Origin of the sequence: Leclercia sp. TB492, from assembly GCF_049974505.2 — a bacterium.
GTDB classification, from domain to species: Bacteria; Pseudomonadota; Gammaproteobacteria; order Enterobacterales; family Enterobacteriaceae; genus Enterobacter; species Enterobacter adecarboxylatus_C.
Genome location: NZ_CM127572.1, coordinates 1,918,175 through 1,940,679 on the forward strand (window position 1 = coordinate 1,918,175; position 22,505 = coordinate 1,940,679).

The window sequence follows — 22,505 nt, forward strand, 5'->3', positions numbered from 1 at the left end:
CCCGGTGAGTCTCTCGCCGGGCTTCTTTTTTGTATAAGGCTAATGAATGCTTTAAGCTGGCGTTTTCAGGCAATGGAGTGAAGGACATGGGCAATGTAACCAAAGACGAAGCGCTGTATCAGGAGATGTGTCGAGTGGTAGGCAAAGTCGTTCTTGAGATGCGCGATCTCGGGCAGGAGCCAAAGCATATTGTCATCGCCGGGGTGCTGCGCACCTCGCTGGCGAACCAGCGAGTGCAACGCAGTGAATTAACGACCCTGGCAATGGAAACCGTGGTTAAAGCGCTGGCTGGCTAAACTGCCAGCGTTTAGCCAGCTGTTCAATCCCACAGCACAGCAGGTAATAGACCACCCCAGTAAAGACAAAAATAGCCGCCGGGTAGATCTGCACCCGGTTGTTCACCTGGCCTGCGACGGTGGTCAGCTCCGGGACGTTGACGATAAAGGCCAGCGAGGTGTCTTTCAGCAGGCTGATAAAAATCCCCAGCAGCGAAGGTAAGGTGTTGCGCAACGTCTGCGGGAGCAGCACCCATCCCAGGGTTTGCAGCGCGCCAAATCCCTGCGCCTGTGCCGCTTCATACTGCCCGACAGGCAGCGCCCGCAGCCCGGCCAGCACCGAGTGCATCACCGCGGCGGCGGTAAACCATGCCAGCGCCAGGGTCACGGTGAGCGCACCCGGCAGATCGCCGCCTGTAATGAGCGGCAGCAAATACCACAGCCAGAAAATGACAAATATCAGCGGGATCCCGCGGATAATCTCGGCCCACAGGTACAGGGTGTTGCGTATTGCCCCCGGAAAACGCCACGCCAGCCCCGCCAGCGCAATCCCGGCCGGTAACGCCAGCGCCGCGGCGCCGAAGGCCATCAGCAGCGTCAACAACACGCCGCCGGGCTGCCCGGCCGCAGCCCGCCCCCAGAGCAGATAATCCAGGTTATCGGTGATCACAGTGAGTCCGGCTAGCATTTCTCTTCACTCCGGGGGATGAGGGCAGTTTTTCGCTGCCGTTCGGTTGAGGGGCCGAGTTTCGTCAGCAGTACGCCCATCGCCACGCCGGTGAGCAGATACAGCACCGTGCCGACGCTGAACGCCTCCAGCGCGTGGGCGTTATAGCTCTCTATCTGCCGCACCTGGTAGGTGAGTTCTGCAAAGCCAATCCCGCTTGCCAGCGACGAGAGTTTCATCAGGTTGAGATACTGACCCACCACCGGCTGCCAGGCGTTCGCCAGCCCCTGCGGCAGCAGGATATAGCGCAGCATCGGCCAGGCGGAGAAGCCCTGCGCCAGGGCGGCTTCCCGCTGTCCGGCAGAGACGGCGCGCAGCCCGGCGGCGATCTCCTCGGTCAAAAAGGCCGAGGTAAAGACCCCCAGCCCCCAGGCGGAGCAAAGAAACTCGGGCGTGAACCACCAGACCTGGCCCGGCAGCACCGACCAGGGATGATCGTCCATCACAAAGGTGCGAAAACCCTGCGGCAGCCCGTTCCAGGCGGCGAAATACCAGAACAGAAGCTGCACCAGCAGGGGCGTATTGCGAAACAGCGAGACCCATACGGCAACGATCTTCGCCCCCATACGGCCCCCGGCGAGACGCAGCCCGAGGCAGGCGAGGGTGATAAGGCTGGCGACCACTATCCCCGCCAGGGTCACCCACAGCGTGGTGAGAAAACCGGAGAGGATCCACTGCAGGGGCTGGCCGGTCAGCACCCCCTGCCAGTCGAGGGCCGGCATCACACCGCTCCCGGATGCAGCGGGTTAAGTACCTTCTGCAGAAAACGCCGGGTACGCGGATGAGACGGATGCTGAAAGAACTGCTCCGGGGGAGCCACCTCCAGAATGTGGCCGCCATCGATGAACACCACCCGGTCGGCAATCTCCCGGGCAAACTGCATCTCATGGGTGACGACAATCATGGTGATTCCGCTGTGGGCGAGGGCCTTCATTACCATCAGCACTTCGCCAATCATCTCCGGGTCGAGAGCCGAGGTGGGCTCATCAAACAGGATGATCTGCGGCGAGGAGGCCAGAGCGCGGGCGATCGCCACCCGCTGCTGCTGCCCGCCGGATAACGCCTCCGGATAGTGGTCGGCTTTCTCCGCCATGCCCACCTGCGCCAGCAGCGCCTCGGCGCGGGTTTCGGCCTCGGCGGGCCGCCAGCCGTGAACATGCTTCAGCGCCAGGGCGATGTTCTGTCGCGCCGTCAGATGGCTGTAAAGGTTGAACTGTTGAAATACAAACCCGACCCGGCTGCGCAGCTGGCGCAACGCCTGGCGGGAGAGCTGACGGGTCGATTTTCCGTCGATCAGAATGTCGCCGGAGGTCAGGGTTTCCAGCTGATTAATGAGGCGGATCAGCGTCGATTTACCGGAGCCCGACGGGCCGAGAATGGCGACGACTTCACCCGGCGTGACGCTGAGGTTGATGCCTTTCAGCACCGGGCGATCGCCGTAGCGTTTCGCCACCTCAGAGAAGGTGACGCTGGCCTGCTCCAGATGTGAAAAATCCGCGGCAGATGCCGCGGAGCGTGAGAATAGACCTGACCGCATCTTACTGGGCTTCTATTTTAAAGGCGCGAGGCTGCGGGGAGGGGGTCTGTGGCCCGAACCAGGCATCGTAGATCTTTGCCGCGTCGCCGCTGCTCTCCAGCTTCACCAGCTCGTCGTTCACCACTTTCAGCAGCGCGGTTTCGCCTTTCTTCACCCCGACGCCAATCTCCTCCTTACTCAGCAGGTCAGGGAGAATTTTAAACTCGGCTTTGTCCGGTGCCTGGGCCAGCAGACCGGCCAGAATGGTGCTGTCCTGGGTGATGGCCTGCACGTTGCCGTTGCGCAACGCCGTCAGCGCCAGCGGAATATCGTCATAGGAGAGCACGCGGGATTGCGGGAAACGCTGATGCAGCGCCTGCTCCCCGGTGGTGCCCTTTACCGCCCCGATACGTGCTTTGCTGTAGGCATCCAGTTTATCAGCCCCTTTCGCCGGAACGAGGAACTGCTGCCCGGTCACGAAGTAGGGGGTGGAAAAATCGATCACCTGCGCGCGCTCCGGGGTGATGGTGATATCCGCCACAATCAGATCCGCTTTGCCCGACTGCAGCAGCGGGATGCGGTTAGCCGGGTTAGTGGCGACCAGCTCCAGCTTCACCCCGAGGGTTTTGGCTAATGCTTTGGCAAAATCCACGTCGTAACCGACGATCTCGTGGCTTTTGGCATCCACCGAGCCAAACGGCGGGTTGGCATCGAAGGTGGCGACTTTTATTACCCCTGCCGCCTTGATATCGGCCAGTTGGTCTGCCTGCGCCTGAGTTGCAAGAAGACCGCCTGCGGTCAGCAAACCAAGTGCCAGCGCGAGTTTTGTGTGTATTGCCATTAGAATATCCTCTGAGTCTGTTTTTGTTTTGTCCTGTTACGCTCCCATAACCGCTCCCGGCCGCCAAATGCCAATATCGTCTTTGCTATGTGAAAAAAATGATTAGTGAACAGCCGGTTACACAGAGGTGAAAAGAAAGAGGCTTTTGCGATTGGCGCAAATCCTCTGCCGGAATCGGCATTTCTCGCCGCGCCAGATTGCTGGTTTACTGCACTCAGGCTGAACTGATGAGGAACAGGGCAATGGGCAAACTGATGAGTACGTTACGGCGGTTTTTTGCCGCAAAATCGGAAGAGAACAGCGCGCAGCGTATTATTGAATCCATATTGCCGGTTGCCAGCCTGTATGGCGTGGATATCGCCAACATTGACCCGGAGTGGTTCCATGAGCAAACGCAACGCTGAACACCGCCATGTGCGGGAAACCTACTGGAACGAAGTGTGCGTTCTTCCGCGCACGCCCCGCCATTCTGGACGTTAACATCCAAAAATCACCGCAAGTTTTGTCCCCGGCTTAGCTTCCTGCTAAGGTCTCTGGCGTCCTTTTCCAGCGCCAGTTAAATGAATGAACAGCCAAAAATTTTTACAACGTGGGCTTCTGATCTGGCTCCTGCTCTGCCTGCTGAGCAGCGTGCTGCTGTATGCCGAACAGATCCGCCGTCAGTTCTGGGATCTGGACCGGGCGTTTGCCGCGGCTTTTGCTGAGGCAGGGGCGGTCCTCACGCAGAATGAGTCGGTGCTGCCGCTGTTAAATGGCAATGAAGATTTAGCGGCGCTGCGTAAAAAATTCCCGCAAATCCTCGACCTGCAAAAGACTCAGGACCGCGCCCTCGACGCCGCGCGGGTAGAACCCGTGGGCGAGGCGCAATACTGGCTCTACAACCCCTGGCGGCAAATCCGGGTGCTGATCGACACCCAATCGGTGATCGGCGTCAGGCCAATTTTTTCCCATCTCAGCCTGGATCTCCGCGGTGACGCATCGCCACCCCCGGCGGACACCTTCTGGCACTGGCAGCGGCAATTCTCTCAGCACACCCAACCCTTTATCCTGCAGGCCGATGCCCGACCGGCGTGGCTGAACGTTGCTCTGGTGCCGTTTTTGCTGCTCTGGCTGGGATGGGCCGGGGTGATTGCGGCGGGTGGGGTGATCCTCTGGCAGCGTAAGCAGCGGCAAAACGCCGACCAGCGCGCCAGGTATTATCAGCACGCCAGGCTCAATACTTTGGGGGAGATCACTGCGGGTATCGTGCATGAGATCAACCAGCCCCTGACCGCGGCCCAGACCTGGATCCAGGGGGCGCAGCGCCAGCTGCGACAGGATAATCCCGAGGCGGTGTCTCAGGCCCTCGGGGCGGCGCTGGTGCAGACCCAGCGGATCGGCGAGCTCCTGACCCGCTTTCGCGAACACGTTACCCAGGAGAGGGTGGATCTGGGTGAGGTAGATCTGGCCAGCTGCTGGCATCAGGTCGGCAACCTGCTGGAGCACGAGCGCACCGCCAGACCTATCCGCCTGACCCATGATTTTGCCGCCGATGCCCGTACCCTCTGCGCCGACCGGCTCTGGCTGGAGCAGGTGCTGCACAACATCCTCAGCAACGCCATCCAGGCGCAGCAGGAGCGTGCGGCGGGGTGGGTGCATATCCGCAGCCAGCGCAGCGGCGAGTTTATCCGGATAGAGATCACCGACGGCGGGCCGGGTTTTACCCCGGATGCCTTACACAACGCCTTTATGCCCTTTTACAGCGGGCGGCAGGGCGGCATCGGCCTGGGCATGACCTTAACGGAGTCGTTAGTCACCAGAATGAATGGCACCCTGGCCCTGGATAATGCCCCGGAAGGGGGCGCCAGGGTCCGGTTGCAGTTTGCTTATCAGGGGAGTCAGGAAAATGGATAACGTCATCTGGTTAATTGACGATGATGCGTCTGTCAGGGAGTCGCTGGTTTTTCTGCTCTCCGGGATGCACTGGCGCGTTGAACCCTATGAGAGTATTGCCGCCTTTACCGCCGCCCACGGCGAAGAACAAGCCCTGACCGGCTGCCTGCTGCTGGATATGCGCATGCCGGGCAAAGGCGGGCTGGCCTGGCTGGAGGAGGGAGCATGGCCCTGGCCGCTGCTGCCGGTGATCCTGATGACCGGCCACGGCACCATTGATGCCTGTCGACGAGCGTTTCATAACGGTGTATTTGAATTTTTCACCAAGCCGCTGGATGCCGACAAGCTGATCGAATCCATTACCGCCGCGCTGGCGGAGAGCCAGCAACGGATAGTGCGCTGGCAGGAGGCCCGACGGGTCAGGGCGCTGTTTGAGCAGCTCACCGCCCGGGAACACGAAGTGCTGCTGGCCCTGATGGAGGGGAGCAGTAATAAAGAGGTCGCCGCCCGGCTGAATCTCTCGCCGCGAACGGTGGAAGCGCACCGTGCGGCGGTATTTCTCAAGCTGGGCGTCTCCAGCCTGGTGCAGGCCATCCGGGAATACGACAAATTGCAATCCGTAGAACTACCAGGATAACTGCGTAATCCACCGAATAACATTTCATTGCCCGCTTCGGTACGCTGCATCTGTTTCCACTTACCCGAGGATGTGCGATGAAAAAGTTAATAATGGCAGCAGTATGTGTAGCCGGGATGGTCAGCGTATCGGCGCACGCCCAGTCCGTGGCGCAAAAGAGTCTCTCCCTGACCCAGGCGAACGCCCTGGCCAGCGCGGCCATTCAGGCTTGTACGACCAAAAATTATCAGGTCAGCGTCACGGTGGTGGATCGTGCCGGGGTGGTTAAAGCGGTACAGCGCACGGACAACGCCGGTCCGCATACCCTGAAAGCCAGCGAGATGAAAGCCTTTACCGCGCTCAGCACCAAAAATGCCTCGGGCAAAGTGATGGAGTCTGCGCAAAGCAACGCCGGAGCGCAGAACCTGCGTGATATTCCGGGCCTGCTGCTGCTGGCGGGTGGATTGCCGGTTAAGGAAGGGGATGAAGTGATCGGGGCCATCGGGATTGGCGGCGCGCCGGGTGGGCATCTGGATGAAGCCTGCGCCCAGCAAGCGATTGATGGTATGAATAAGTCGTAATCATTGCCCGGCGTACGGGATGGTGTTGTAGGCCGGGTAAGCGTAGCGCCACCCGGCTTTTTACATCAGATCTTGCAGGCGTCGCCGCAGTCATCGTCCGCTACAATCGCCTGGGCTTTTTTATCCGCATCTTCAAGGCGTTCTGCGTTACGTTCTTCCGCTTCATCCAGCCCGTCAAACACCAGATTGTTGAGATCAATTTCCATCATTTACCTGCTTTGTTCGGTTTTGGTTCCAGGTCGTATTATAGAGCAAAACAGTGGGCTGAGGCACCCCAGCGCACATAAGGTTAATCCTTGCCATACTCATGACTTATCCGGCTAAGGAGATGTCATGATCGTCCTCTGTAAAACCTGCGGCACGTCGTACGATGTGGCCAGCGAACCGCAACAGTGCGCCATATGCGAAGATGAACGCCAGTACGTGCCCGCGACGGGGCAGGAATGGATCAATTTCAGCACCCTGACCGCCACCCACACCAACAAGTGGCAACAGCTCGAAGTCAGCCTTTTTAGCATCAAAACCGTCCCCGCATTTGCCATCAGCCAGCGGGCGATCCTGCTGCGAACTCCGCAGGGTAACGTGCTGTGGGACTGCATCGCCAACCTTGACCCCGCCACTCACGCGCTGGTGACGGCGCTGGGCGGGATTGACGCTATCGCCATCTCCCACCCGCACTACTACAGCACCATGCAGGACTGGGCCGCGGCCTTTAATGCCCCTGTGTATCTGCATGCCAGCGACCGGCAGTGGGTGATGCGCAGCAGTCCCGTCCTGCGCTTCTGGGAGGGGGATTCCCTTGAGCTCGCCCCGGACGTCAGGCTGCTGAGGCTGGGCGGCCATTTTGCCGGCGGCACGGTGCTGCACCACAACGTCGACGGGGGCGTGCTGCTGGCCGGGGACATCCTGCAGGTGACTCCCGGAAAAGACGCGGTTTCCTTTATGTGGAGCTATCCGAATATGCTGCCGCTGCCGGCCAGCGAGGTGAGCGAAATCGCCGCCCGTCTGGACGATGTGCGCTTTGAACGGCTTTACGGCGCCTTTGAAGGGCAGAACATTTCCGCCAGCGCGCGGGAGATTGTCATGCGGTCGGTCCAGAAATATATTGCTTGTCTGAACTCGGGCCCGGTGGGTAAACTCGAAAAACCGTGATCTCGATCATGCCTGTACAATCACAATAAAATGAGACATTGCTATGCAACATATCATTGAAGGTTTTCTCAGCTTTCAAAAAGAAGTTTTTCCGCAACGTAAAGACCTCTTCCGCAGTCTGGCCTCCAGCCAGAATCCCAAAGCGCTGTTTATCTCCTGTTCTGACAGCCGCCTGGTGCCGGAATTAGTCACCCAGCAGGATCCGGGACAGCTCTTTGTCATTCGTAATGCTGGCAACATCGTGCCGCCTTTCGGCCCGGAGCCGGGCGGCGTCTCCGCCACCATCGAATACGCGGTAGTGGCGCTGGGTATCACCGACATCGTGATCTGCGGCCACTCGAACTGCGGCGCGATGAAGGCGATTGCCGACAACGCCAATCTCGAGCCCATGCCTGCGGTATCACACTGGCTGCGTTACTCCGATGCCGCCAAAGCGGTGGTGGAGAATAAGACCTGGGACAACCCGACCGACAAAGTTAACGCCATGGTGCAGGAAAACGTCTTCGCCCAGCTGAGCAACATCAAAACTCACCCTTCTGTGGCGGTCGGCCTGCGTAACAACGCGATCCGTCTGCACGGCTGGGTTTACGATATCGAAAGCGGGGCAATTCTCGCTCTCGATAAAGATTCAAAAACCTTCGTATCCCTGTCCGAAAACCCTGGCGTTTACTTCGAGTAAATGTCGATATTCAGGGCGGGCTCTCCCGCCCTGAATCCTCTGTGCCGTCCACATTCCACGTCGCCGCCTGCGAAACTGCGTTTACTCTGTCGTAAACGGCAGCCGACGACGCACGCGCGAGGCGGGCTGCACCGCGGCTTTTGCCATCGCCTCGCCGATTTCGGCGCACACCACCAGCCCCTGCACAAAGGGACGATCGTGCATCAGGTACGGCAGGGCACCGAAAGCGATTTTGCCGCGCAGGTAGTCGGGGGCCAGCAGGGTGTAATCATCCCCGACCTCGGGGATATCCTCTCCGGCGGACTCCAGCTGGTGGCGCAGGACCGGGAACGGCAGATCCTTGGTTTTGAGCGGTTGCTGCCCGCGCGCATCGATAAACACATCGAAATACCAGGCTTCATCCCGGGCATGGATCACCGTCCGATCCTCTTTTAACGCCATTTCATAATCGTCACCCAGGGTCAGAATGCTGATAATGCCCGCCTCGCGCAGGGCCAGCAGTCTGCGGATAGACTGGGACGGAATTGCCGCATAGTTATCGATAAAAATACGCGCCAGGCCGACCTTAAAGCGCTCTTTGTCCTGTTTTGTCAGGTGGGGCACAATCTTCTCAACGGCCTCGTGTAGCCGCAGGATGGTGTAGCGCCAGGGCACCGTGCGTTTGTCGCGCTTGTTGCGTTCCACTTCATCGAGGTTAGACACCGCCCAGCGGAACGGGCCATGTTTTTCCCTGTCGGCAAACCAGGCGTCGCGAATGCTGTCGGCCGTCAGGGTCTCCAACGCCACCGCGTCGCTCCACTGTGGGTCGGCGTGCTGCAGCTCGGCAACGATAAGATCAAAAATGCGGTCGAGTAAGCCCTCAGAGCCCTGTTCAATTGCGGCGTCTATTGCCGGTGCCGTGGCGAGGGTGAGCGGCTCGTAGGGGATGGGGCAGTAAAAGTCAGCTTCCGGCAGGATGCCCGAGCGGGACATCAGCACGATCTTCAGCGCTTCGCTGCCCTCGTCCAGCCGGAACTGGATCTGTTCATTATCGGCTTCAATGAATTTGCCATGCTGAACGGCGACGGCCATCGCCGCGTCCAGCCCGCTCAGCGAGGTGCCCATAATGCCCACGTTGCAGGCGCGAATTTTTGCCTCCATCAGCCCGGACCAGGGGCTGGGGAAAAAGGAGCGGGAGGCATTATCTTCATCAGGCCAGACGTGACCGGTGGCGATAACGACCAGATCGAACAGCTTCGGCGCAGATTCCTCTTCAGTCAAAATATTGACCCCGTCAGGGGTTGCCTCCACGTCGGTGACCTGGCAGGACTCGCGCACCTCGATGTCAAAACCCGCTTTTTTGGCCCGATCGACCAGCTGCACAAATTGATCGCGGAAATACTCCCCCAGCAGAATGCGCGGCAGAAACTGCCGGACGTGCAGGGTTGATTGCTCCACGCCGTAGCGCGCCAGATGCGCATCGTCCAGGCTACGCAGCCAGTCGATGTAGGTTGAAACCAGAGGGGGGATTTCGATACTGGCGATGTTAGCCAGCATCATTTTAGAGTTCTCTTCGTCGCTGTAGGGCATGCCGACGCCGGCTTTTTCGGCCTGCTCATAAACGGTGATGCAAAGCGGCGTCCGATGGTTAAGTAGCGAAAAAAACGTATAAATGCCGGTCGGCCCTGCGCCGATAATTGCGATCCTTTTCATCAATGCTGACCCTTTTTTTGCCTGCCTGTAACGTCGTCTCAGGCACGCGCGTTATTAATCCATGAAAAATAAGTGTGGATGAAAACGCAAAATGAGCAAATCGGCAGTCCGGGGATACCCCTAAATCATTAGTTTTGTGAATGCGTGTTAAATATAGCATTCACATACTCAATTGTTTTACCTGAATAAATCAAAAATAACGCGCCTGGCACAGGGCACATTTTCTCAATTGATTCATATCAATTACCTCCCTGGGGTTATAGGGAAGAATGCACCTCTTTTTTGAGAGGGTACAACATGTCAGAACGCAAAGAAAAAAGGGAGGCGCTTTTTCCCGAAATCACGCGCAGAGGCCTGCTCAAGGCGGGCTCAGCCCTGGTGACGCTGCCCTTTGTCATGTCCGGTAAAGCAATGGCCGCGAAAACCGCTGCCGGTACGGCGCAGGCGTCCGCGGAGAGCGCAGAACGCGTCGTCCAGACCTGCAGCACCTTCGACTGTGGCGGTAAATGCGATATTCGCGCCCACGTCGCGGACGGCGTGGTGACACAGATCACCACTCGCCCGGATAGCGCGCTCGATCTGCAGATGCCGGTGATGCGCGCCTGCGTGCGCGGCCGGAGCTATCGCAAGTTTGTCTATCACCCGGATCGTCTGAAATATCCGATGAAGCGCGTCGGCAAACGGGGGGAGGGGAAGTTTGAACGCATCTCCTGGGAAGAAGCCACCACGCTTATCGCCGACAACCTGCAACGCATCACCGCCAAATATGGCCCGGCGTGCCGCTTTGTGCACAACAATACCGCCACCAGCGGGGGCACCTTCTCCGGCGATAAAATGATGCGTCGTCTGCTCAATCTCACCGGGGGCTATCTGGAGTATTACCATTCGGTGAGCATGGGCAACACCGCCGCCGCGACGCCCTATACCTACGGCACGGCCGCCAGCGGTAACTCGCTGGATACCCTGGCCGACACGAAGCTGGTGATCCTCTGGGGACACAACCCGACCGAAACCATCTTCGGCCACACCAACCACTATTTTCAGCAGATGAAACAGAACGGCACCCGCTTTATCGTCGTCGATCCGCGTTATTCCGATACTGTGGCGTCGCTGGCCGATGAGTGGATCCCGCTGCTGCCCGCCACCGACAACGCCCTGATGGACGCCATGATGTACGTCATCGTCAGCGAAAACCTGCACGATAAAGCCTTTATCGAACGCTATACCCTGGGCTTCGACGAGGCCTCCATGCCGGAAGGCGTGCCCGCCAACGAGTCGCTGGTGGCTTACCTGATGGGGGATAAAGACGGTCAGGTCAAAACCCCGGAGTGGGCGGAAAAGATCACCCGTGTTCCGGCACAAACGATTCGCCAGCTGGCGCGGGATTACGCTAACACCAAACCGGCGGCGTTGATTCAGGGCTGGGGGCCTCAACGACACAACTGTGGCGAGCGTACCGCCCGCGGTTCGACGCTGCTGGCGACCCTTACCGGCAATGTCGGCATCAAAGGCGGTTGGGCGGCGGGATACGGCGGCTGCGGCAATCGTAAATTCGCGGCAGGCCCGGAGATGCCAGACAACCCGGTCAAAGAGAGCATCTCGATCATGAACTGGGTGCAGGCCGCCGATGATGCCAGCAAAGTGACGGCGGAAGCGGGGCTCAAAGGGGCGGATAAACTCAACAGCAATATCCGTATCCTCTTCTCGCTGGCGGGCAACTATCTGGCGAACCAGAACCCGGATCTGCATCAGGCGGTGAAAGTGCTGGAGGATGAGTCGAAGATCGAGTTTATCGTCGCCAGCGATCTCTACATGACCCCGAGCGCCCGCTATGCGGATCTGCTGTTGCCGGAAACCAGCTTTATGGAGCGCTGGAACATCGGGGAAACCTGGGGGACGGCAAGCTACCTGATCCTGTCGGAAAAGCTGATCGAGCCGGAGTTTGAACGCCGCTCTGACTATGACTGGCAGCGTGAAGTGGCCGCTAAGCTGGGGATTGAGCCGCAGTTCAGCGAAGGCCGCACCGAGCAGGAGTGGATTGAACATATCTGGGAGCAGACCCGCCTCTCCATGCCGGATGAGCAGTTGCCGACGTTCGCCGAGCTGCGGGAAAAACGTCAGCACCTCTTCAAAAGCAAGCCGTATGTGGCCTTCGAAGATAACATCCGCGATCCGCAGAATCACCCCTTCCCGACGCCGTCCGGGAAAATTGAGATCTTCTCGAAGCGTCTGTACGACATGAACAACCCGGAAATCCCGGCGCTGTCGCATTACGTTCCGGCACACGAAGGCCCGGAAGATGCGCTCGCGAAACAGTTCCCGCTCCAGCTGATCACCTGGAAAGGAAAGAACCGCGCCAACTCCACGCAGTATGCCAACCCCTGGCTGCAGGAAGTGCAGGTCCAGAAACTGTGGATCAACCCGATGGATGCCCAGCAGCGGGGGATCCGCCAGGGGGACAGCGTGCGCATTCACAACCAGCGCGGTGTCTGCCAGGTGCCGGCTGAAGTCACCCAGCGCATTATGCCTGGGGTGGTCGCCATGCAGGCCGGGGCCTGGTGGCAGCCGGATGCCGACGGCGTCGATCACGGCGGGTGTGCCAACGTTCTGAGCTCCGCACGTATTACTCCGCTTGCGAAAGGCAATTCTCATCAAACCATGCTTGTGGAGGTCGCAAAGTATGAGCCAGCAGTATAAGGAATACCCACCGGTCAGCGATAAGCAGCTTGGCTTTTTCATTGACTCATCACGTTGCTCCGGGTGCAAAGCCTGCCAGGTGGCCTGTAAAGACAAGCATAACCTCGAAGTGGGGCGTCGTTTCCGTCGCGTCTATGAGGTGAAGGGCGGCGGCTTTATCCCGACCGGACAGGGGGGCTATGCCAATAACGTCTATGCCTTCACCCTGTCGATCTCCTGCAACCACTGCGCGGATCCGATCTGCACCAAAAACTGCCCGACCACGGCGATGCATAAGCGCCCGGGGGATGGCATTGTCCGCGTCGATACCAACAAATGCGTCGGCTGCGGCTACTGCGCCTGGTCGTGCCCTTACGGCGCGCCGCAGATGAATGAGGAGGTCGGGCAGATGTCAAAATGCGATTTCTGCGTGGATTTGCAGGCCAAAGGCGAACAGCCGATCTGCGTCGCCACCTGCCCGTTGGGGGCGATCCAGTTCGGGCCGATCGAGGAGTTGCGCGCGAAGTATGGCAATCTCTGCGACGTGCAGGGCCTTCCGGCGTCGTCCATTACTCAGCCCAATCTGGTGATTAAACCGCATCAGGGTGCAGAAAAAGAGGAACAGCCGCATGCATGAGTTACCGCTTCTGATTTTTACCCTGCTGGTACAAGGCTCGGTTGGCATGACCCTCTTTCTGACGCTATCTGCCCGGGCGGGATCGCGCGTGCCGGAAGTCAAACCCCAGCTGCTGCCGGGCATGCTGATAGCCTGTATTGCCGGCGGCCTGGGGCTGATGGTTTCCACCCTGCACCTCGGCTATCCGCTCAACGCGTTTAATGCCCTGCGCCACGTCGCCAGCTCATGGCTGAGCCGTGAGATCGTCTTTGCCAGCCTCTATCTGGCTGCACTTGGGCTTTGCACGCTGGTGATGCTGGTCAGAAAGCAGCTGATCCCGCTGTTACTCCCCTTGGCCGCCGTGCTGGGGCTGATTGACGTCTGGTGCATGAGTGCGATCTATGCTCATACCTCCGTCATTACCTGGAGCCATTTCAATACCTGGCTGATGTTTTACGGTGCCGTTGGCGTGCTGGGCGCGGTGGCGCTGGCATGGCTGCCGATGCTCAAAGCACGCTCCGTGGCCCGGGAGCGACAGTCAGTGATGCGCTTCGCGGCGGCGATGGTGGTGGCGATTGTCGCCATACGTCTGCTGGCGCAGCCGGACTATATCGCTCATCTGGCAAGTGCCAGCCTGAGCGGTGTTATCACCCTGCCGCACCAGCCGATGGAGATCTTCACCCGTCTAAGCGGTCTGCGGCTGCTGAGCTGGACTTTATCCGCGGTCGGGGCGCTGCTGTTTGCGGTAAGCGCATGGCGTCAGGGCAAGTTCGGGTTGATGGTCGGCAGCCTGCTGCTGGTGCTTTCTGAAGTGTTGTTCCGCTTTATGTTCTTCTGCATTAACTGATGGCGCGCTTTCGCCTGACGCAGACCCCCGCGCCGCCCGGCGTGGGGGATTCCTGCTTGCGCAAACAGCTTCCCCGCCACGACTGTCAGGCGTGTATGGTGGCGTGCCCGGTGCAGGCCATTACCGCCCCGGCCACCACGCCGGTGATTAACGAGGCTGAATGCCTGCAATGCGGCCGCTGCCTGTTCGTCTGTCCGGCGGATGCGCTGCAAAACATTCGGCCTGAAACCCGCCGCTTTACGGCATCGACGCTGGTTGCGCCTTTTTCCACGCTGGAGCCGTCCGTAGAGGAATTGCTGATGTGGCATCAGCAGCACGGGATCCGGGCGGTGGAAATGGAGATGGATGCGTTTCCCGGCTGGGTGCGCGCCGTCGCAGCCCTGAATATCCGGCTTCGGGAGCTGAATGCCCCTGTCTGGCAGATCGTTGCGCCGCAGCGAAAAGCGATCAACACCGGGAGGCGACACTTTATTAAGGTTCGTGAAGTGGACGTCCAGTCATCCACCGTGAGCGTCGGGGTTCGGGCCCGTCGTCAGGCATTTTCCGCACTCAGTGAATATCAGCTGTCGCTGGATAAGAGGCAATGCACGGTCTGTGGGGCCTGCGCCAGGGTGTGTGGGGAGAGGGCGCTGAGCCTGAGCAAGGGGGCGCTGACGTTCTCGTCGTCATCCTGTACCGGCTGCAACAGCTGCGCCGTGGTCTGCCCCGTGGACGCTGTTCGCATTGAGAAGCAGGTGGGCGAAAACAGGGTGTTGCACTTTCCGTGGATTCAAAAAACCTGCCGATGCTGTCAGCGGGCGTTTTATACCTTTGATCCGGAAACAGAACGCTGTGCGGTGTGTCAGCGGCATAAGTACGGAATGCGGGAAGCATAAAAAACGCGTAACAACAGGGTGATTTATAAGAGAGATAAAAAGGAATAACTGAGGACTTACTGAAATGGTGCGTCCGAGTGGACTCGAACCACCGACCCCCACCATGTCAAGGTGGTGCTCTAACCAACTGAGCTACGGACGCACTGTAGAGAATGGTGCGTTCAATTGGACTCGAACCAACGACCCCCACCATGTCAAGGTGGTGCTCTAACCAACTGAGCTATGAACGCATTGTTGTGTGTGACAACGGGGACGAATATTAGCGGCAGCGCGGGCATCAGGCAAGAGGAAAACTGCAAATTTCTTCACGAATTCACGCGATTGCTGCATTCCCGCGCAAAATGCGGAGAAAGTAGCCGCCCGCGGGCGGCTACTGCGCAATTAGCGTGCAGCGCGTTGCAAAATCACGCTGGATGGCTGGCGCTGCAGGAAGCGCATGCGCAGCATCATCATGATTGCGGCAGAGGTTAAGCCGATAATAAAGCCCATCCAGAAGCCGGCAGGCCCCATCCGATCCACCACCAGGTCGGTGAGGGCCAGAATATAACCGCTCGGCAGCCCCAGCACCCAGTAGGCGATAAAAGTGATAAAGAAGATCGAGCGGGTATCTTTATAGCCACGCAACACGCCGCTGCCGATCACCTGAATGGAGTCGGAGATCTGATATATCGCCGCCAGCAGCATCAGCTGGGAGGCAAGGATCACCACTTCCGGATTATCGTTATAGAGCAGGGCGATCTGCTCCCGCAGCGTGACGGTGAACAGTGCGGTGCACACCGCCATGCACACCCCGACGCCAATCCCGGTGCGGGCGGCGGTTTGCGCATCCAGGGTTGAGCCCTGGCCGAGGCGATACCCGACGCGAATGGTCACGGAGGCGGCCAGCGACAGCGGCAGTACGAACATCAGGGAGCTGAAGTTAAGGGCGATCTGGTGACCAGCCACGTCGACAATCCCCAGCGGGGAGACCAGTAGCGCCACTACCGCAAACAGCGTCACTTCGAAGAACAGCGCCAGAGCGATAGGCAGACCCAGCTGTACCAGACGTTTCACTACCGCCATGTCCGGCTTGCTGAAACCGGCTTCGTAGCGAATATCGCGCATGGAACGGGCGCGCTTTACATAAGACAGCATGCCGAAGAACATCACCCAGTACACCGCTGCCGTTGCCACGCCGCAGCCGACGCCGCCCAGTTCCGGCATGCCGAAATGACCGTAAATAAAGACGTAGTTCACCGGAATATTCACTAACAGCCCGATGAACCCCATCACCATGCCCGGTTTGGTCTTCGCCAGACCTTCGCACTGGTTACGCGCTACCTGGAAGAATAAATAACCTGGCGTTCCCCAGAGCAGGGCGCGTAAATACCCAACGGCTTTATCCGCCAGGGCCGGATCAATATTGCGCATGGCGTGAATAATATAGCCCGCGTTCCACAGGACAATCATGATCAGCACCGAGACAAAACCGGCCAGCCAGAACCCCTGGCGGATCTGATGGGCAATACGCTCCCGGCGCCCGGAGCCGTTCAGTTGGGCAATAGTAGGGGTTAACGCCAGCAGCAGGCCGTGTCCAAATAAAATCGCCGGCAGCCAGATAGAGGTGCCGATGGCGACCGCGGCCATGTCGGTGGCGCTGTAGCCACCCGCCATCACGGTATCGACGAATCCCATCGAGGTTTGGGCAATTTGCGCCAGTATTACCGGGATCGCCAGAGCTAATAACTGACGCGCTTCAATCAAGTACTTCTGCACGTGAACACCTTTGATATTGTTGTTATTTGAAAGAGAAAAAGCCGCTGCGAAAAAACAGCAAGAAGAAGATGCGGGGAATTCCAGCTATTGTAGCGGGGATAGGCTAATTATCTAGTGAAAAAATCGCCAGAAAAGGTGGGGTACTGGCAACCTCTATTTTCAACTGTTATTGTGGTGCGATAAAACGGTGTCATCACCGAAGGAACAAACAGGAGTCGTAAGCATGTTTACTGGTATTGTGCAGGGCACCGCGAAACTGGTGTCCATTGATGAAAAACCCAACTTCCGAACCCATGTTGTCGCCCTGCCGGATGAGATGCTCGATGGGCTGGAGACCGGGGCATCGGTTGCGCACAACGGTTGTTGTCTGACGGTCACCGAAATTAACGGTAACCTGATCAGTTTCGATTTAATGAAGGAAACGCTGCGTATCACCAACCTGGGCGACCTGGCCGAGGGTGATATTGTTAACGTGGAACGCGCGGCAAAATTCAGCGACGAAATCGGCGGGCATTTAATGTCGGGCCATATTATGACCACGGCTGAAATTTCTAAAATCCTGACCTCAGAAAATAACCGCCAGATCTGGTTTAAAGTTCAGGATCCGTCGTTAATGAAATACATCCTCTATAAAGGATTTATTGGCGTGGACGGCATCAGCCTGACGGTGGGTGAAGTGACGCCAACCCGTTTCTGCGTTCACCTGATCCCGGAGACGCTGCAGCGCACGACACTCGGCAATAAAAAGCTGGGCCATCGGGTCAATATTGAAATCGATCCGCAAACCCAGGCGGTGGTCGATACCGTAGAGCGCGTGCTGGCAGCCAAAGAGGCAGCAGCCATCCAACAGACGCTTAACGACGCGTGATAAAAAAACACCCCGGCATGCCGGGGTGTTTTATTTAGCGCGCCACCCGCAGGCCGTGCTCCACGCCGCGGCTGAACACCACCTGCCACAGATGAATATCGCGGGCGCGAAACGCTCCGGCACAGGCATTCAGGTAATAGCTGAACATCCGTTTAAATCGTTCGGAATAGTTGTCTGCGATCTCCGGCCAGGCGGCGAGAAAACGTTCATGCCATGCCATCAGGGTGGTATCGTAATCAGCGCCGAAATTATGCCAGTCTTCCATTACAAAATGGGGTTCGCTGGCATTCGCAATCTGGCGAACTGAAGGTAAACAGCCATTCGGAAAGATGTATTTATCGATCCACGGGTCGACGCGATGGTCGGTTTTTTGTGAACCTATGGTGTGCAGCAGAAACAGACCGTCCGGCTTGAGGTTGTGATCCACCACCTCAAAATAGGTGCGGTAGTTCTTCGGCCCGACATGTTCAAACATTCCTACAGAGACGATGCGATCGAACTGATCGCGCAGGTCGCGGTAATCCTGCAACAGGATGGTGACATCAAGCCCCTCGCAGCGCGCCTGAGCCATTTTTTGCTGTTCAGCAGAGATGGTCACACCCACCACGCTGACGCCATAGTGATGCGCCATAAAATGCGCCAGCCCGCCCCAGCCACAGCCAATGTCGAGCACCCGCATGCCGGGTTTCAGCTGCAGTTTTTCGCAGATAAGACGTAATTTGTCCTGTTGCGCCTGTTCGAGGGTGGTCGCCTCTTTCCAGTAACCGCAGGAGTATTGCATGGTGGGGTCGAGCATGCGGCTGAACAGGTCATTGCCGAGATCGTAATGCTCTTTGCCGACGATCCAGGCACGCTTTTTACTCTGCAGGTTGAAGAGACGGGCAGTGGCGATCCGCAGCGTATCCTTCAGATGGCTGGGCAGCTGTGTTTCCAGGCCCGCCCGCAGGACGTTATTGAAAAAGATATCCAGCCGCTCACACTCCCACCAGCCGTCCATATAGCTCTCGCCAAGACCCAGCGAGCCCTGCTTCAGGACGCGTTTAAAAAAATCGGGGTGTTTAATTTGTAGATCGGAGGATGCCGGGCCGTTGATGGTGATACCCGCGCGGCTCAGCAATTCATTGACGATCCGGAACCAGTCATCATTCCGGATGCTGACTTCTTCTATACACGATGAACTCATAGCTTCTCCATCACCTGATGTGATCAGAATCCATAAATAGCGTAGACGCTCTTTATGGAGAGTGAGAAATTTCACGGCGTGACCCGTGAGGCTAATATCCGACGTAGAACAGAGGAAGGGAGAGGACCCTTGCCGAAAGGCCATCCATGGTAAAACGGGAGCACTCCGGCTCCCGTTAACACTTAATATTTTTAGTATTTATCAGAACGCTTCAGTCAGTATAGGACTGATAGGGTAGTGATTCAACAGGATATTGTTAGCATGCTAATCAACTCGCCCGTTATGCCTGTGAAGACCCGGCCTGCAGCCTGTCATCCTGCTGTTCTGCGCGCACGTACTGCATCCGATAGCCAATCGCCGCCAGCACCACGGTTGCTACCATCACGCTGGTGGTGGTCAGCAGCGGGGTGGCAATCAGCCACGACACCATCAGGCTCGCCAGGAAGCAAAGGCCCAGCTGAAGGGTGTTCTGCAGGGCGGCAGCGCTGCCGGTCGCCTGCGGGAAGGGACGCAGGGCCTGCGCCACCACAATCGGGTAGATCGCGCCGTTTGCCACCGCCATCAGGCAGAAGGGGATCAGCAGCTCAACCAGGCCCACGCCAGGGATAAACCCAACGGCCCAGGTGGCGATCACGCTGAGGGCAAACAGGCCCAGCAGCCACGGCAGCATCTGGTGACCCTGCCATTTCTGCAGCGCGGCACGGCAGCCATAGCCACCAATCAGGAAGGCGATGGTCTGCGGCACGTAGCTCAGGCCGATCGCCGCCGGGCTGTAACCCATATCGCTGAGAATAAACGGCGACCCGGTCAGCCAGGCGAAGAAGCTCGCGGAGCAGGCGGCGTAAATCAGCACATTGCCGCGATAGGTACGCGAGCGCAACAGCGATAAAAAGGTGACGCGTTGTTTAGGGTGTTCATTTTTCACTGCCGCTGGCTTCAGGCTAAAGGCCGGGATCATCAGCACCAGGGTGATAACAAACAGCACCGCAAAAATCGCCTGCCAGCTGAAGTGGGCAAGGATCCAGCTGCCGAGCAGCGGGGCCAGCGCCGGAGAGAGTCCGACCAGCGGCATAATGGTGGCAAAAATACGGTTAGTGCGCGAGGCCGGGTAGTAGTCGGTCACCAGCGCCTGCCAGGTGACCGCTGCGGCACAAACCCCCACCGCCTGGATGAAGCGCAGCACCAGCAGCCAGGTGGCATCGCGAACCCACAGCATACCGAGGCAGCCGAGGGCGAAAATGGCTAAGCCCGCCAGTAAAACCGGCTTACGGCCGAAGCGGTCGGACATTGGTCCCCACAGCAGCTGAGCAAAGGCAAAGCCCGCCAGGAACAGGCTCAGGCTGGCGCTGATGGCCGCCGCCGGGGTCTGCAGATCCTCCTGCATGATGGCGAAGGCAGGCAGGTACATATCGGTGGCGAGAAAGCCCAGCACGCTTAAGCCGCCGAGCCAGACTAAAAATCCTTTCCCGGGTGTCATTATTTTATTACTCCGTTTGGGCGCAGGTTTGGGTAGCCGCTGAGTGTAGGGAGTGCAAACCCGCTTGTGAAACGCTAATATTTGGCGGTTGCATTCAAAAATTTTGCAGGCAGAAAATGTGGTCAGAATATTCTCTTGAAGTGGTGGATGCCGTGGCGCGTAACGGCAGCTTCAGCGGAGCAGCGCAGGAGCTGCATCGCGTCCCGTCCGCCATCAGCTACACCGTGCGTCAGCTGGAGGAGTGGCTGGCGGTACCGCTGTTTGAGCGGCGTCACCGGGACGTGGAGCTCACGCCTGCCGGGACGTGGTTTCTCAAAGAGGGGCGGTCTGTTATCAAAAAAATGCAGATCACCCGCGAACAGTGCCAGCAGATCGCCAACGGCTGGCGGAGCCATATCTCCATTGCGGTGGATAATATCGTGCGCCCCGAGCGCACCCGGCAGATGATTGTCGATTTTTACCGCCACTTTTCCGACGTCGAGCTGCGGGTCTCGCAGGAGGTCTTCAACGGCGTCTGGGACGCGCTGGCGGACGGCAGGGTGGAGATGGCGATCGGCGCCACCCAGGCGATCCCGGTCGGGGGACGCTATGCGTTTCGTGATATGGGCACCCTGAGCTGGATCTGCGTGGTCGCCAGCCATCATCCGCTGGCCGCCATGGAAGGACCGCTCAGCGATGATACCCTGCGCAACTGGCCCTCGCTGGTGCGCGAGGATACCTCCCGCTCGCTGCCAAAACGCATCACCTGGCTGCTGGATAACCAGCGGCGGATCGTCACCCCGGACTGGGAATCGTCCGCCACCTGCCTCTCGGCTGGTCTGTGCGTGGGGATGGTGCCAGTGCATTTTGCCCGGCCGTGGATCGACAGCGGGAAATGGGTTGAGCTGACGCTGGAAAATCCTTTCCCGGATGCGGCCTGCTGCCTGACCTGGCAACAAAACGATATGTCACCGGCCCTGGCCTGGCTGCTGGATTATCTGGGCGACAGTGAAACGATGAACCGGGAGTGGCTGCGGGAGCCAGAGGTACTGACTCCCGGAGAGGATTAACGGCGGTAGTCGCGGAACGGACCGTCCGCGACGGAGCGGCGCTCGATCAGGCGCGGATGCACTTCAATCGACTGGGACTCTTCGCGCTTGTTAACGATACGGTCCAGCAGCATGTTGAAAGCGGTCTCACCCAGCGAATCTTTCGGCTGGTGAATGGTGGTCAGCGCCGGGGTAAAGAAGCGGGCGTTGCGCACGTTATCATACCCGATCAGCGAAACGTCCTGCGGGACGCGCAGGCCCATCTCATCGGCGGCACAGAGTGCACCCATTGCCATAATATCCCCGCCGCAGAAGATGGCGGTCGGACGCGGGCTCTGGGAGAGGATCTGCTGCATGGCGCGGTAGCCGGACTCCGGCTCAAAGTCGCCCTGCACGATCCAGCTTTCCGGCACCGTGATTAACGCCTCTTCCATCGCTTTCATAAAGCCCGCCAGACGCCCGGCCCCGGTGTTGCGCTCCAGCGCTCCGGGGATCACGCCGATTTCACGGTGGCCGCGTTCAATCAGATAACGACCGGCCATGTAGCCGCCTTCGAAGGCGTTATCGATTACCGAATCGGTAAAGTCGGCCTTCGCTTCTCCCCAGTCCATCACCACCATTGGAATATTGCGGTACTCTTCCAGCATGGTGAGCAGGGATTCCGGGTATTCGGAACACATCACCAGCAGACCGTCGACGCGCTTCTGCGCCATCATCGACAGATAGGCCCGCTGTTTTTCGAGGCTGTTCCAGGCGTTGCCGAGGATCAGGGTGTAGCCTTTCTGGAAGCAGTTCTTCTCCACTGCTTCAATAATTTCTGCAAAATAGGGCGCTTCGCTGCTGGTCGCCAGCAGGCCAATCGATTTGGTGTGATTCACCTTCAGACTGCGGGCCACGGCGCTGGGAGAGTAGTGCAGCTCTTTAATGGCCGCCCAGACGTTGTTGCGGGTCTCTTCCGCAACAAAGCGGGTTTTGTTAATAACATGTGATACGGTTGTAGTGGAAACGTTTGCGCGTTTCGCCACGTCTTTAATTGTTGCCATCAGATGTCACTCCAGACCATATCTAAGCTCCTGAAAAACCAATAGGTAAACGTTTGCCTTCACTCGCCCTAATTGCGCAATTTGAATTGCGGTACGCCGGGAAAACGACACAGGACGTCAGGAGGGGGTCAATGGCCGGTACGCTAATAAATTTAGCGTGGAATTTTGTCTTATCTTGGCCAAAAG

The 22,505-nt window shown here is 58.4% G+C and carries 23 protein-coding genes and 2 tRNA genes; 13 read left to right on the forward strand and 12 right to left on the reverse strand.

What is annotated here, in order from left to right; genetic code table 11:
* Positions 1–86 precede the first annotated feature (86 nt).
* A complete protein-coding gene (fumD, locus tag ACP4QI_RS08980) occupies positions 87–296 on the forward strand; it encodes a fumarate hydratase FumD (RefSeq protein ID WP_426494837.1) in 210 nt (69 codons plus the stop codon).
* On the opposite strand, the gene ACP4QI_RS08985 is transcribed toward fumD, so the two are convergent.
* Genes ACP4QI_RS08985 through ACP4QI_RS09000 form a run of 4 tightly spaced genes read right to left on the reverse strand, consistent with a single transcriptional unit; the run spans position 277 to position 3,359 of the window.
* Positions 277–963 (reverse strand): ABC transporter permease subunit, encoded by a 687-nt coding sequence (locus tag ACP4QI_RS08985; protein WP_285127858.1) that lies wholly within the window; start codon positions 961–963, stop codon positions 277–279. The genes fumD and ACP4QI_RS08985 overlap by 20 nt on opposite strands.
* The gene (locus tag ACP4QI_RS08990) at positions 957–1,724 is read right to left on the reverse strand and encodes an amino acid ABC transporter permease (RefSeq protein WP_285127857.1); all 768 of its coding nucleotides are present in this window, start codon (positions 1,722–1,724) and stop codon (positions 957–959) included. Before ACP4QI_RS08990 ends, ACP4QI_RS08985 begins: the two co-directional genes overlap by 7 nt.
* On the reverse strand, positions 1,724–2,539 hold the full coding sequence (locus ACP4QI_RS08995; protein ID WP_426494836.1) for an amino acid ABC transporter ATP-binding protein: 816 nt from the start codon (positions 2,537–2,539) through the stop codon (positions 1,724–1,726). Before ACP4QI_RS08995 ends, ACP4QI_RS08990 begins: the two co-directional genes overlap by 1 nt.
* A 1-nt stretch (position 2,540) precedes the next feature.
* The gene (locus ACP4QI_RS09000) at positions 2,541–3,359 is read right to left on the reverse strand and encodes an ABC transporter substrate-binding protein (RefSeq protein WP_142489210.1); all 819 of its coding nucleotides are present in this window, start codon (positions 3,357–3,359) and stop codon (positions 2,541–2,543) included.
* Between the two features lie 242 nt (positions 3,360–3,601).
* Between ACP4QI_RS09000 and ACP4QI_RS09005 the strand changes: the two genes are divergently transcribed.
* The 4 genes from ACP4QI_RS09005 (at position 3,602) to ACP4QI_RS09020 (ending at position 6,428) form a co-directional block, all read left to right on the forward strand.
* Complete coding sequence (locus ACP4QI_RS09005) at positions 3,602–3,763, forward strand: hypothetical protein (RefSeq protein ID WP_181247256.1); 162 nt, start codon at positions 3,602–3,604, stop codon at positions 3,761–3,763.
* 160 nt (positions 3,764–3,923) lie between these two features.
* Complete coding sequence (locus ACP4QI_RS09010) at positions 3,924–5,252, forward strand: sensor histidine kinase (protein WP_426494835.1); 1,329 nt, start codon at positions 3,924–3,926, stop codon at positions 5,250–5,252.
* Positions 5,245–5,868, forward strand: coding sequence for a response regulator transcription factor (locus tag ACP4QI_RS09015; protein ID WP_156263625.1), 624 nt, complete (start codon positions 5,245–5,247; stop codon positions 5,866–5,868). The genes ACP4QI_RS09010 and ACP4QI_RS09015 overlap by 8 nt, the downstream gene beginning before the upstream one ends.
* A gap of 77 nt (positions 5,869–5,945) precedes the next feature.
* On the forward strand, positions 5,946–6,428 hold the full coding sequence (locus ACP4QI_RS09020) for a GlcG/HbpS family heme-binding protein (RefSeq protein ID WP_426494834.1): 483 nt from the start codon (positions 5,946–5,948) through the stop codon (positions 6,426–6,428).
* Positions 6,429–6,493: 65 nt separating this feature from the next.
* Here ACP4QI_RS09020 and ACP4QI_RS09025 read toward each other — a convergent pair whose 3' ends face one another.
* On the reverse strand, positions 6,494–6,634 hold the full coding sequence (locus ACP4QI_RS09025; protein ID WP_032617828.1) for a hypothetical protein: 141 nt from the start codon (positions 6,632–6,634) through the stop codon (positions 6,494–6,496).
* A 127-nt stretch (positions 6,635–6,761) separates the two neighbouring features.
* On the opposite strand from ACP4QI_RS09025, the gene ACP4QI_RS09030 reads away from it, so the two are divergent.
* A complete protein-coding gene (locus ACP4QI_RS09030; protein ID WP_426494833.1) occupies positions 6,762–7,580 on the forward strand; it encodes an MBL fold metallo-hydrolase in 819 nt (272 codons plus the stop codon).
* Positions 7,581–7,623: 43 nt separating this feature from the next.
* Positions 7,624–8,259 (forward strand): carbonic anhydrase, encoded by a 636-nt coding sequence (locus ACP4QI_RS09035; RefSeq protein ID WP_231312524.1) that lies wholly within the window; start codon positions 7,624–7,626, stop codon positions 8,257–8,259.
* 81 nt (positions 8,260–8,340) lie between these two features.
* On the opposite strand, the gene ACP4QI_RS09040 is transcribed toward ACP4QI_RS09035, so the two are convergent.
* On the reverse strand, positions 8,341–9,951 hold the full coding sequence (locus tag ACP4QI_RS09040; protein ID WP_426494832.1) for an FAD-NAD(P)-binding protein: 1,611 nt from the start codon (positions 9,949–9,951) through the stop codon (positions 8,341–8,343).
* A 297-nt stretch (positions 9,952–10,248) separates the two neighbouring features.
* Between ACP4QI_RS09040 and ACP4QI_RS09045 the strand changes: the two genes are divergently transcribed.
* The 4 genes from ACP4QI_RS09045 to ACP4QI_RS09060 are packed head-to-tail and all read left to right on the forward strand — an operon-like array spanning position 10,249 to position 14,965.
* Positions 10,249–12,648: a DMSO/selenate family reductase complex A subunit gene (locus ACP4QI_RS09045; RefSeq protein ID WP_426494831.1), complete on the forward strand. Its 2,400-nt coding sequence runs from the start codon at positions 10,249–10,251 to the stop codon at positions 12,646–12,648.
* Positions 12,632–13,264 carry a DMSO/selenate family reductase complex B subunit gene (locus tag ACP4QI_RS09050; protein WP_426494830.1) on the forward strand — a complete coding sequence of 211 codons (633 nt, stop codon included), beginning with the start codon at positions 12,632–12,634 and terminating at the stop codon, positions 13,262–13,264. The genes ACP4QI_RS09045 and ACP4QI_RS09050 overlap by 17 nt, the downstream gene beginning before the upstream one ends.
* Positions 13,257–14,090, forward strand: coding sequence for a dimethyl sulfoxide reductase anchor subunit family protein (locus ACP4QI_RS09055; RefSeq protein WP_426494829.1), 834 nt, complete (start codon positions 13,257–13,259; stop codon positions 14,088–14,090). The genes ACP4QI_RS09050 and ACP4QI_RS09055 overlap by 8 nt, the downstream gene beginning before the upstream one ends.
* Complete coding sequence (locus tag ACP4QI_RS09060; protein WP_426494828.1) at positions 14,090–14,965, forward strand: 4Fe-4S binding protein; 876 nt, start codon at positions 14,090–14,092, stop codon at positions 14,963–14,965. Before ACP4QI_RS09055 ends, ACP4QI_RS09060 begins: the two co-directional genes overlap by 1 nt.
* A 65-nt stretch (positions 14,966–15,030) precedes the next feature.
* Here ACP4QI_RS09060 and ACP4QI_RS09065 read toward each other — a convergent pair.
* From ACP4QI_RS09065 to mdtK, 3 genes are all read right to left on the reverse strand, one after another.
* Positions 15,031–15,107: transfer RNA gene (locus tag ACP4QI_RS09065), tRNA-Val, on the reverse strand.
* 11 nt (positions 15,108–15,118) lie between these two features.
* A tRNA-Val gene (locus ACP4QI_RS09070) sits at positions 15,119–15,195 on the reverse strand.
* Between the two features lie 151 nt (positions 15,196–15,346).
* Positions 15,347–16,720 carry an MdtK family multidrug efflux MATE transporter gene (gene mdtK / locus ACP4QI_RS09075; RefSeq protein WP_142489220.1) on the reverse strand — a complete coding sequence of 458 codons (1,374 nt, stop codon included), beginning with the start codon at positions 16,718–16,720 and terminating at the stop codon, positions 15,347–15,349.
* 223 nt (positions 16,721–16,943) lie between these two features.
* Between mdtK and ACP4QI_RS09080 the strand changes: the two genes are divergently transcribed.
* Positions 16,944–17,588 (forward strand): riboflavin synthase subunit alpha, encoded by a 645-nt coding sequence (locus ACP4QI_RS09080; protein WP_142489221.1) that lies wholly within the window; start codon positions 16,944–16,946, stop codon positions 17,586–17,588.
* Positions 17,589–17,622: 34 nt separating this feature from the next.
* Here ACP4QI_RS09080 and cfa read toward each other — a convergent pair whose 3' ends face one another.
* Both cfa and punC read right to left on the reverse strand, forming a co-directional pair.
* Positions 17,623–18,771 carry a cyclopropane fatty acyl phospholipid synthase gene (cfa, locus tag ACP4QI_RS09085; RefSeq protein WP_285110854.1) on the reverse strand — a complete coding sequence of 383 codons (1,149 nt, stop codon included), beginning with the start codon at positions 18,769–18,771 and terminating at the stop codon, positions 17,623–17,625.
* A 280-nt stretch (positions 18,772–19,051) separates the two neighbouring features.
* A complete protein-coding gene (gene punC / locus ACP4QI_RS09090) occupies positions 19,052–20,248 on the reverse strand; it encodes a purine nucleoside transporter PunC (protein WP_426494827.1) in 1,197 nt (398 codons plus the stop codon).
* 116 nt (positions 20,249–20,364) lie between these two features.
* Between punC and punR the strand changes: the two genes are divergently transcribed.
* A complete protein-coding gene (punR, locus tag ACP4QI_RS09095; RefSeq protein ID WP_285127844.1) occupies positions 20,365–21,297 on the forward strand; it encodes a DNA-binding transcriptional activator PunR in 933 nt (310 codons plus the stop codon).
* Here punR and purR read toward each other — a convergent pair.
* Entirely contained in the window at positions 21,294–22,319 is a 1,026-nt protein-coding gene (gene purR / locus ACP4QI_RS09100; protein WP_426494826.1) for an HTH-type transcriptional repressor PurR, read from the reverse strand. The two genes, punR and purR, sit on opposite strands and share 4 nt — an antisense overlap.
* Positions 22,320–22,505: the final 186 nt, after the last annotated feature.

Coding starts and splice junctions, on each gene's coding strand:
- fumD (WP_426494837.1), top strand. CDS start 87: ATGGGCAATGTAACCAAAGACGAAGCGCTGTATCAGGAGATGTGTCGA.
- ACP4QI_RS08985 (WP_285127858.1), bottom strand. CDS start 963: ATGCTAGCCGGACTCACTGTGATCACCGATAACCTGGATTATCTGCTC.
- ACP4QI_RS08990 (WP_285127857.1), bottom strand. CDS start 1,724: ATGCCGGCCCTCGACTGGCAGGGGGTGCTGACCGGCCAGCCCCTGCAG.
- ACP4QI_RS08995 (WP_426494836.1), bottom strand. CDS start 2,539: ATGCGGTCAGGTCTATTCTCACGCTCCGCGGCATCTGCCGCGGATTTT.
- ACP4QI_RS09000 (WP_142489210.1), bottom strand. CDS start 3,359: ATGGCAATACACACAAAACTCGCGCTGGCACTTGGTTTGCTGACCGCA.
- ACP4QI_RS09005 (WP_181247256.1), top strand. CDS start 3,602: ATGGGCAAACTGATGAGTACGTTACGGCGGTTTTTTGCCGCAAAATCG.
- ACP4QI_RS09010 (WP_426494835.1), top strand. CDS start 3,924: ATGAACAGCCAAAAATTTTTACAACGTGGGCTTCTGATCTGGCTCCTG.
- ACP4QI_RS09015 (WP_156263625.1), top strand. CDS start 5,245: ATGGATAACGTCATCTGGTTAATTGACGATGATGCGTCTGTCAGGGAG.
- ACP4QI_RS09020 (WP_426494834.1), top strand. CDS start 5,946: ATGAAAAAGTTAATAATGGCAGCAGTATGTGTAGCCGGGATGGTCAGC.
- ACP4QI_RS09025 (WP_032617828.1), bottom strand. CDS start 6,634: ATGGAAATTGATCTCAACAATCTGGTGTTTGACGGGCTGGATGAAGCG.
- ACP4QI_RS09030 (WP_426494833.1), top strand. CDS start 6,762: ATGATCGTCCTCTGTAAAACCTGCGGCACGTCGTACGATGTGGCCAGC.
- ACP4QI_RS09035 (WP_231312524.1), top strand. CDS start 7,624: ATGCAACATATCATTGAAGGTTTTCTCAGCTTTCAAAAAGAAGTTTTT.
- ACP4QI_RS09040 (WP_426494832.1), bottom strand. CDS start 9,951: ATGAAAAGGATCGCAATTATCGGCGCAGGGCCGACCGGCATTTATACG.
- ACP4QI_RS09045 (WP_426494831.1), top strand. CDS start 10,249: ATGTCAGAACGCAAAGAAAAAAGGGAGGCGCTTTTTCCCGAAATCACG.
- ACP4QI_RS09050 (WP_426494830.1), top strand. CDS start 12,632: ATGAGCCAGCAGTATAAGGAATACCCACCGGTCAGCGATAAGCAGCTT.
- ACP4QI_RS09055 (WP_426494829.1), top strand. CDS start 13,257: ATGCATGAGTTACCGCTTCTGATTTTTACCCTGCTGGTACAAGGCTCG.
- ACP4QI_RS09060 (WP_426494828.1), top strand. CDS start 14,090: ATGGCGCGCTTTCGCCTGACGCAGACCCCCGCGCCGCCCGGCGTGGGG.
- ACP4QI_RS09080 (WP_142489221.1), top strand. CDS start 16,944: ATGTTTACTGGTATTGTGCAGGGCACCGCGAAACTGGTGTCCATTGAT.
- cfa (WP_285110854.1), bottom strand. CDS start 18,771: ATGAGTTCATCGTGTATAGAAGAAGTCAGCATCCGGAATGATGACTGG.
- punC (WP_426494827.1), bottom strand. CDS start 20,248: ATGACACCCGGGAAAGGATTTTTAGTCTGGCTCGGCGGCTTAAGCGTG.
- punR (WP_285127844.1), top strand. CDS start 20,365: ATGTGGTCAGAATATTCTCTTGAAGTGGTGGATGCCGTGGCGCGTAAC.
- purR (WP_426494826.1), bottom strand. CDS start 22,319: ATGGCAACAATTAAAGACGTGGCGAAACGCGCAAACGTTTCCACTACA.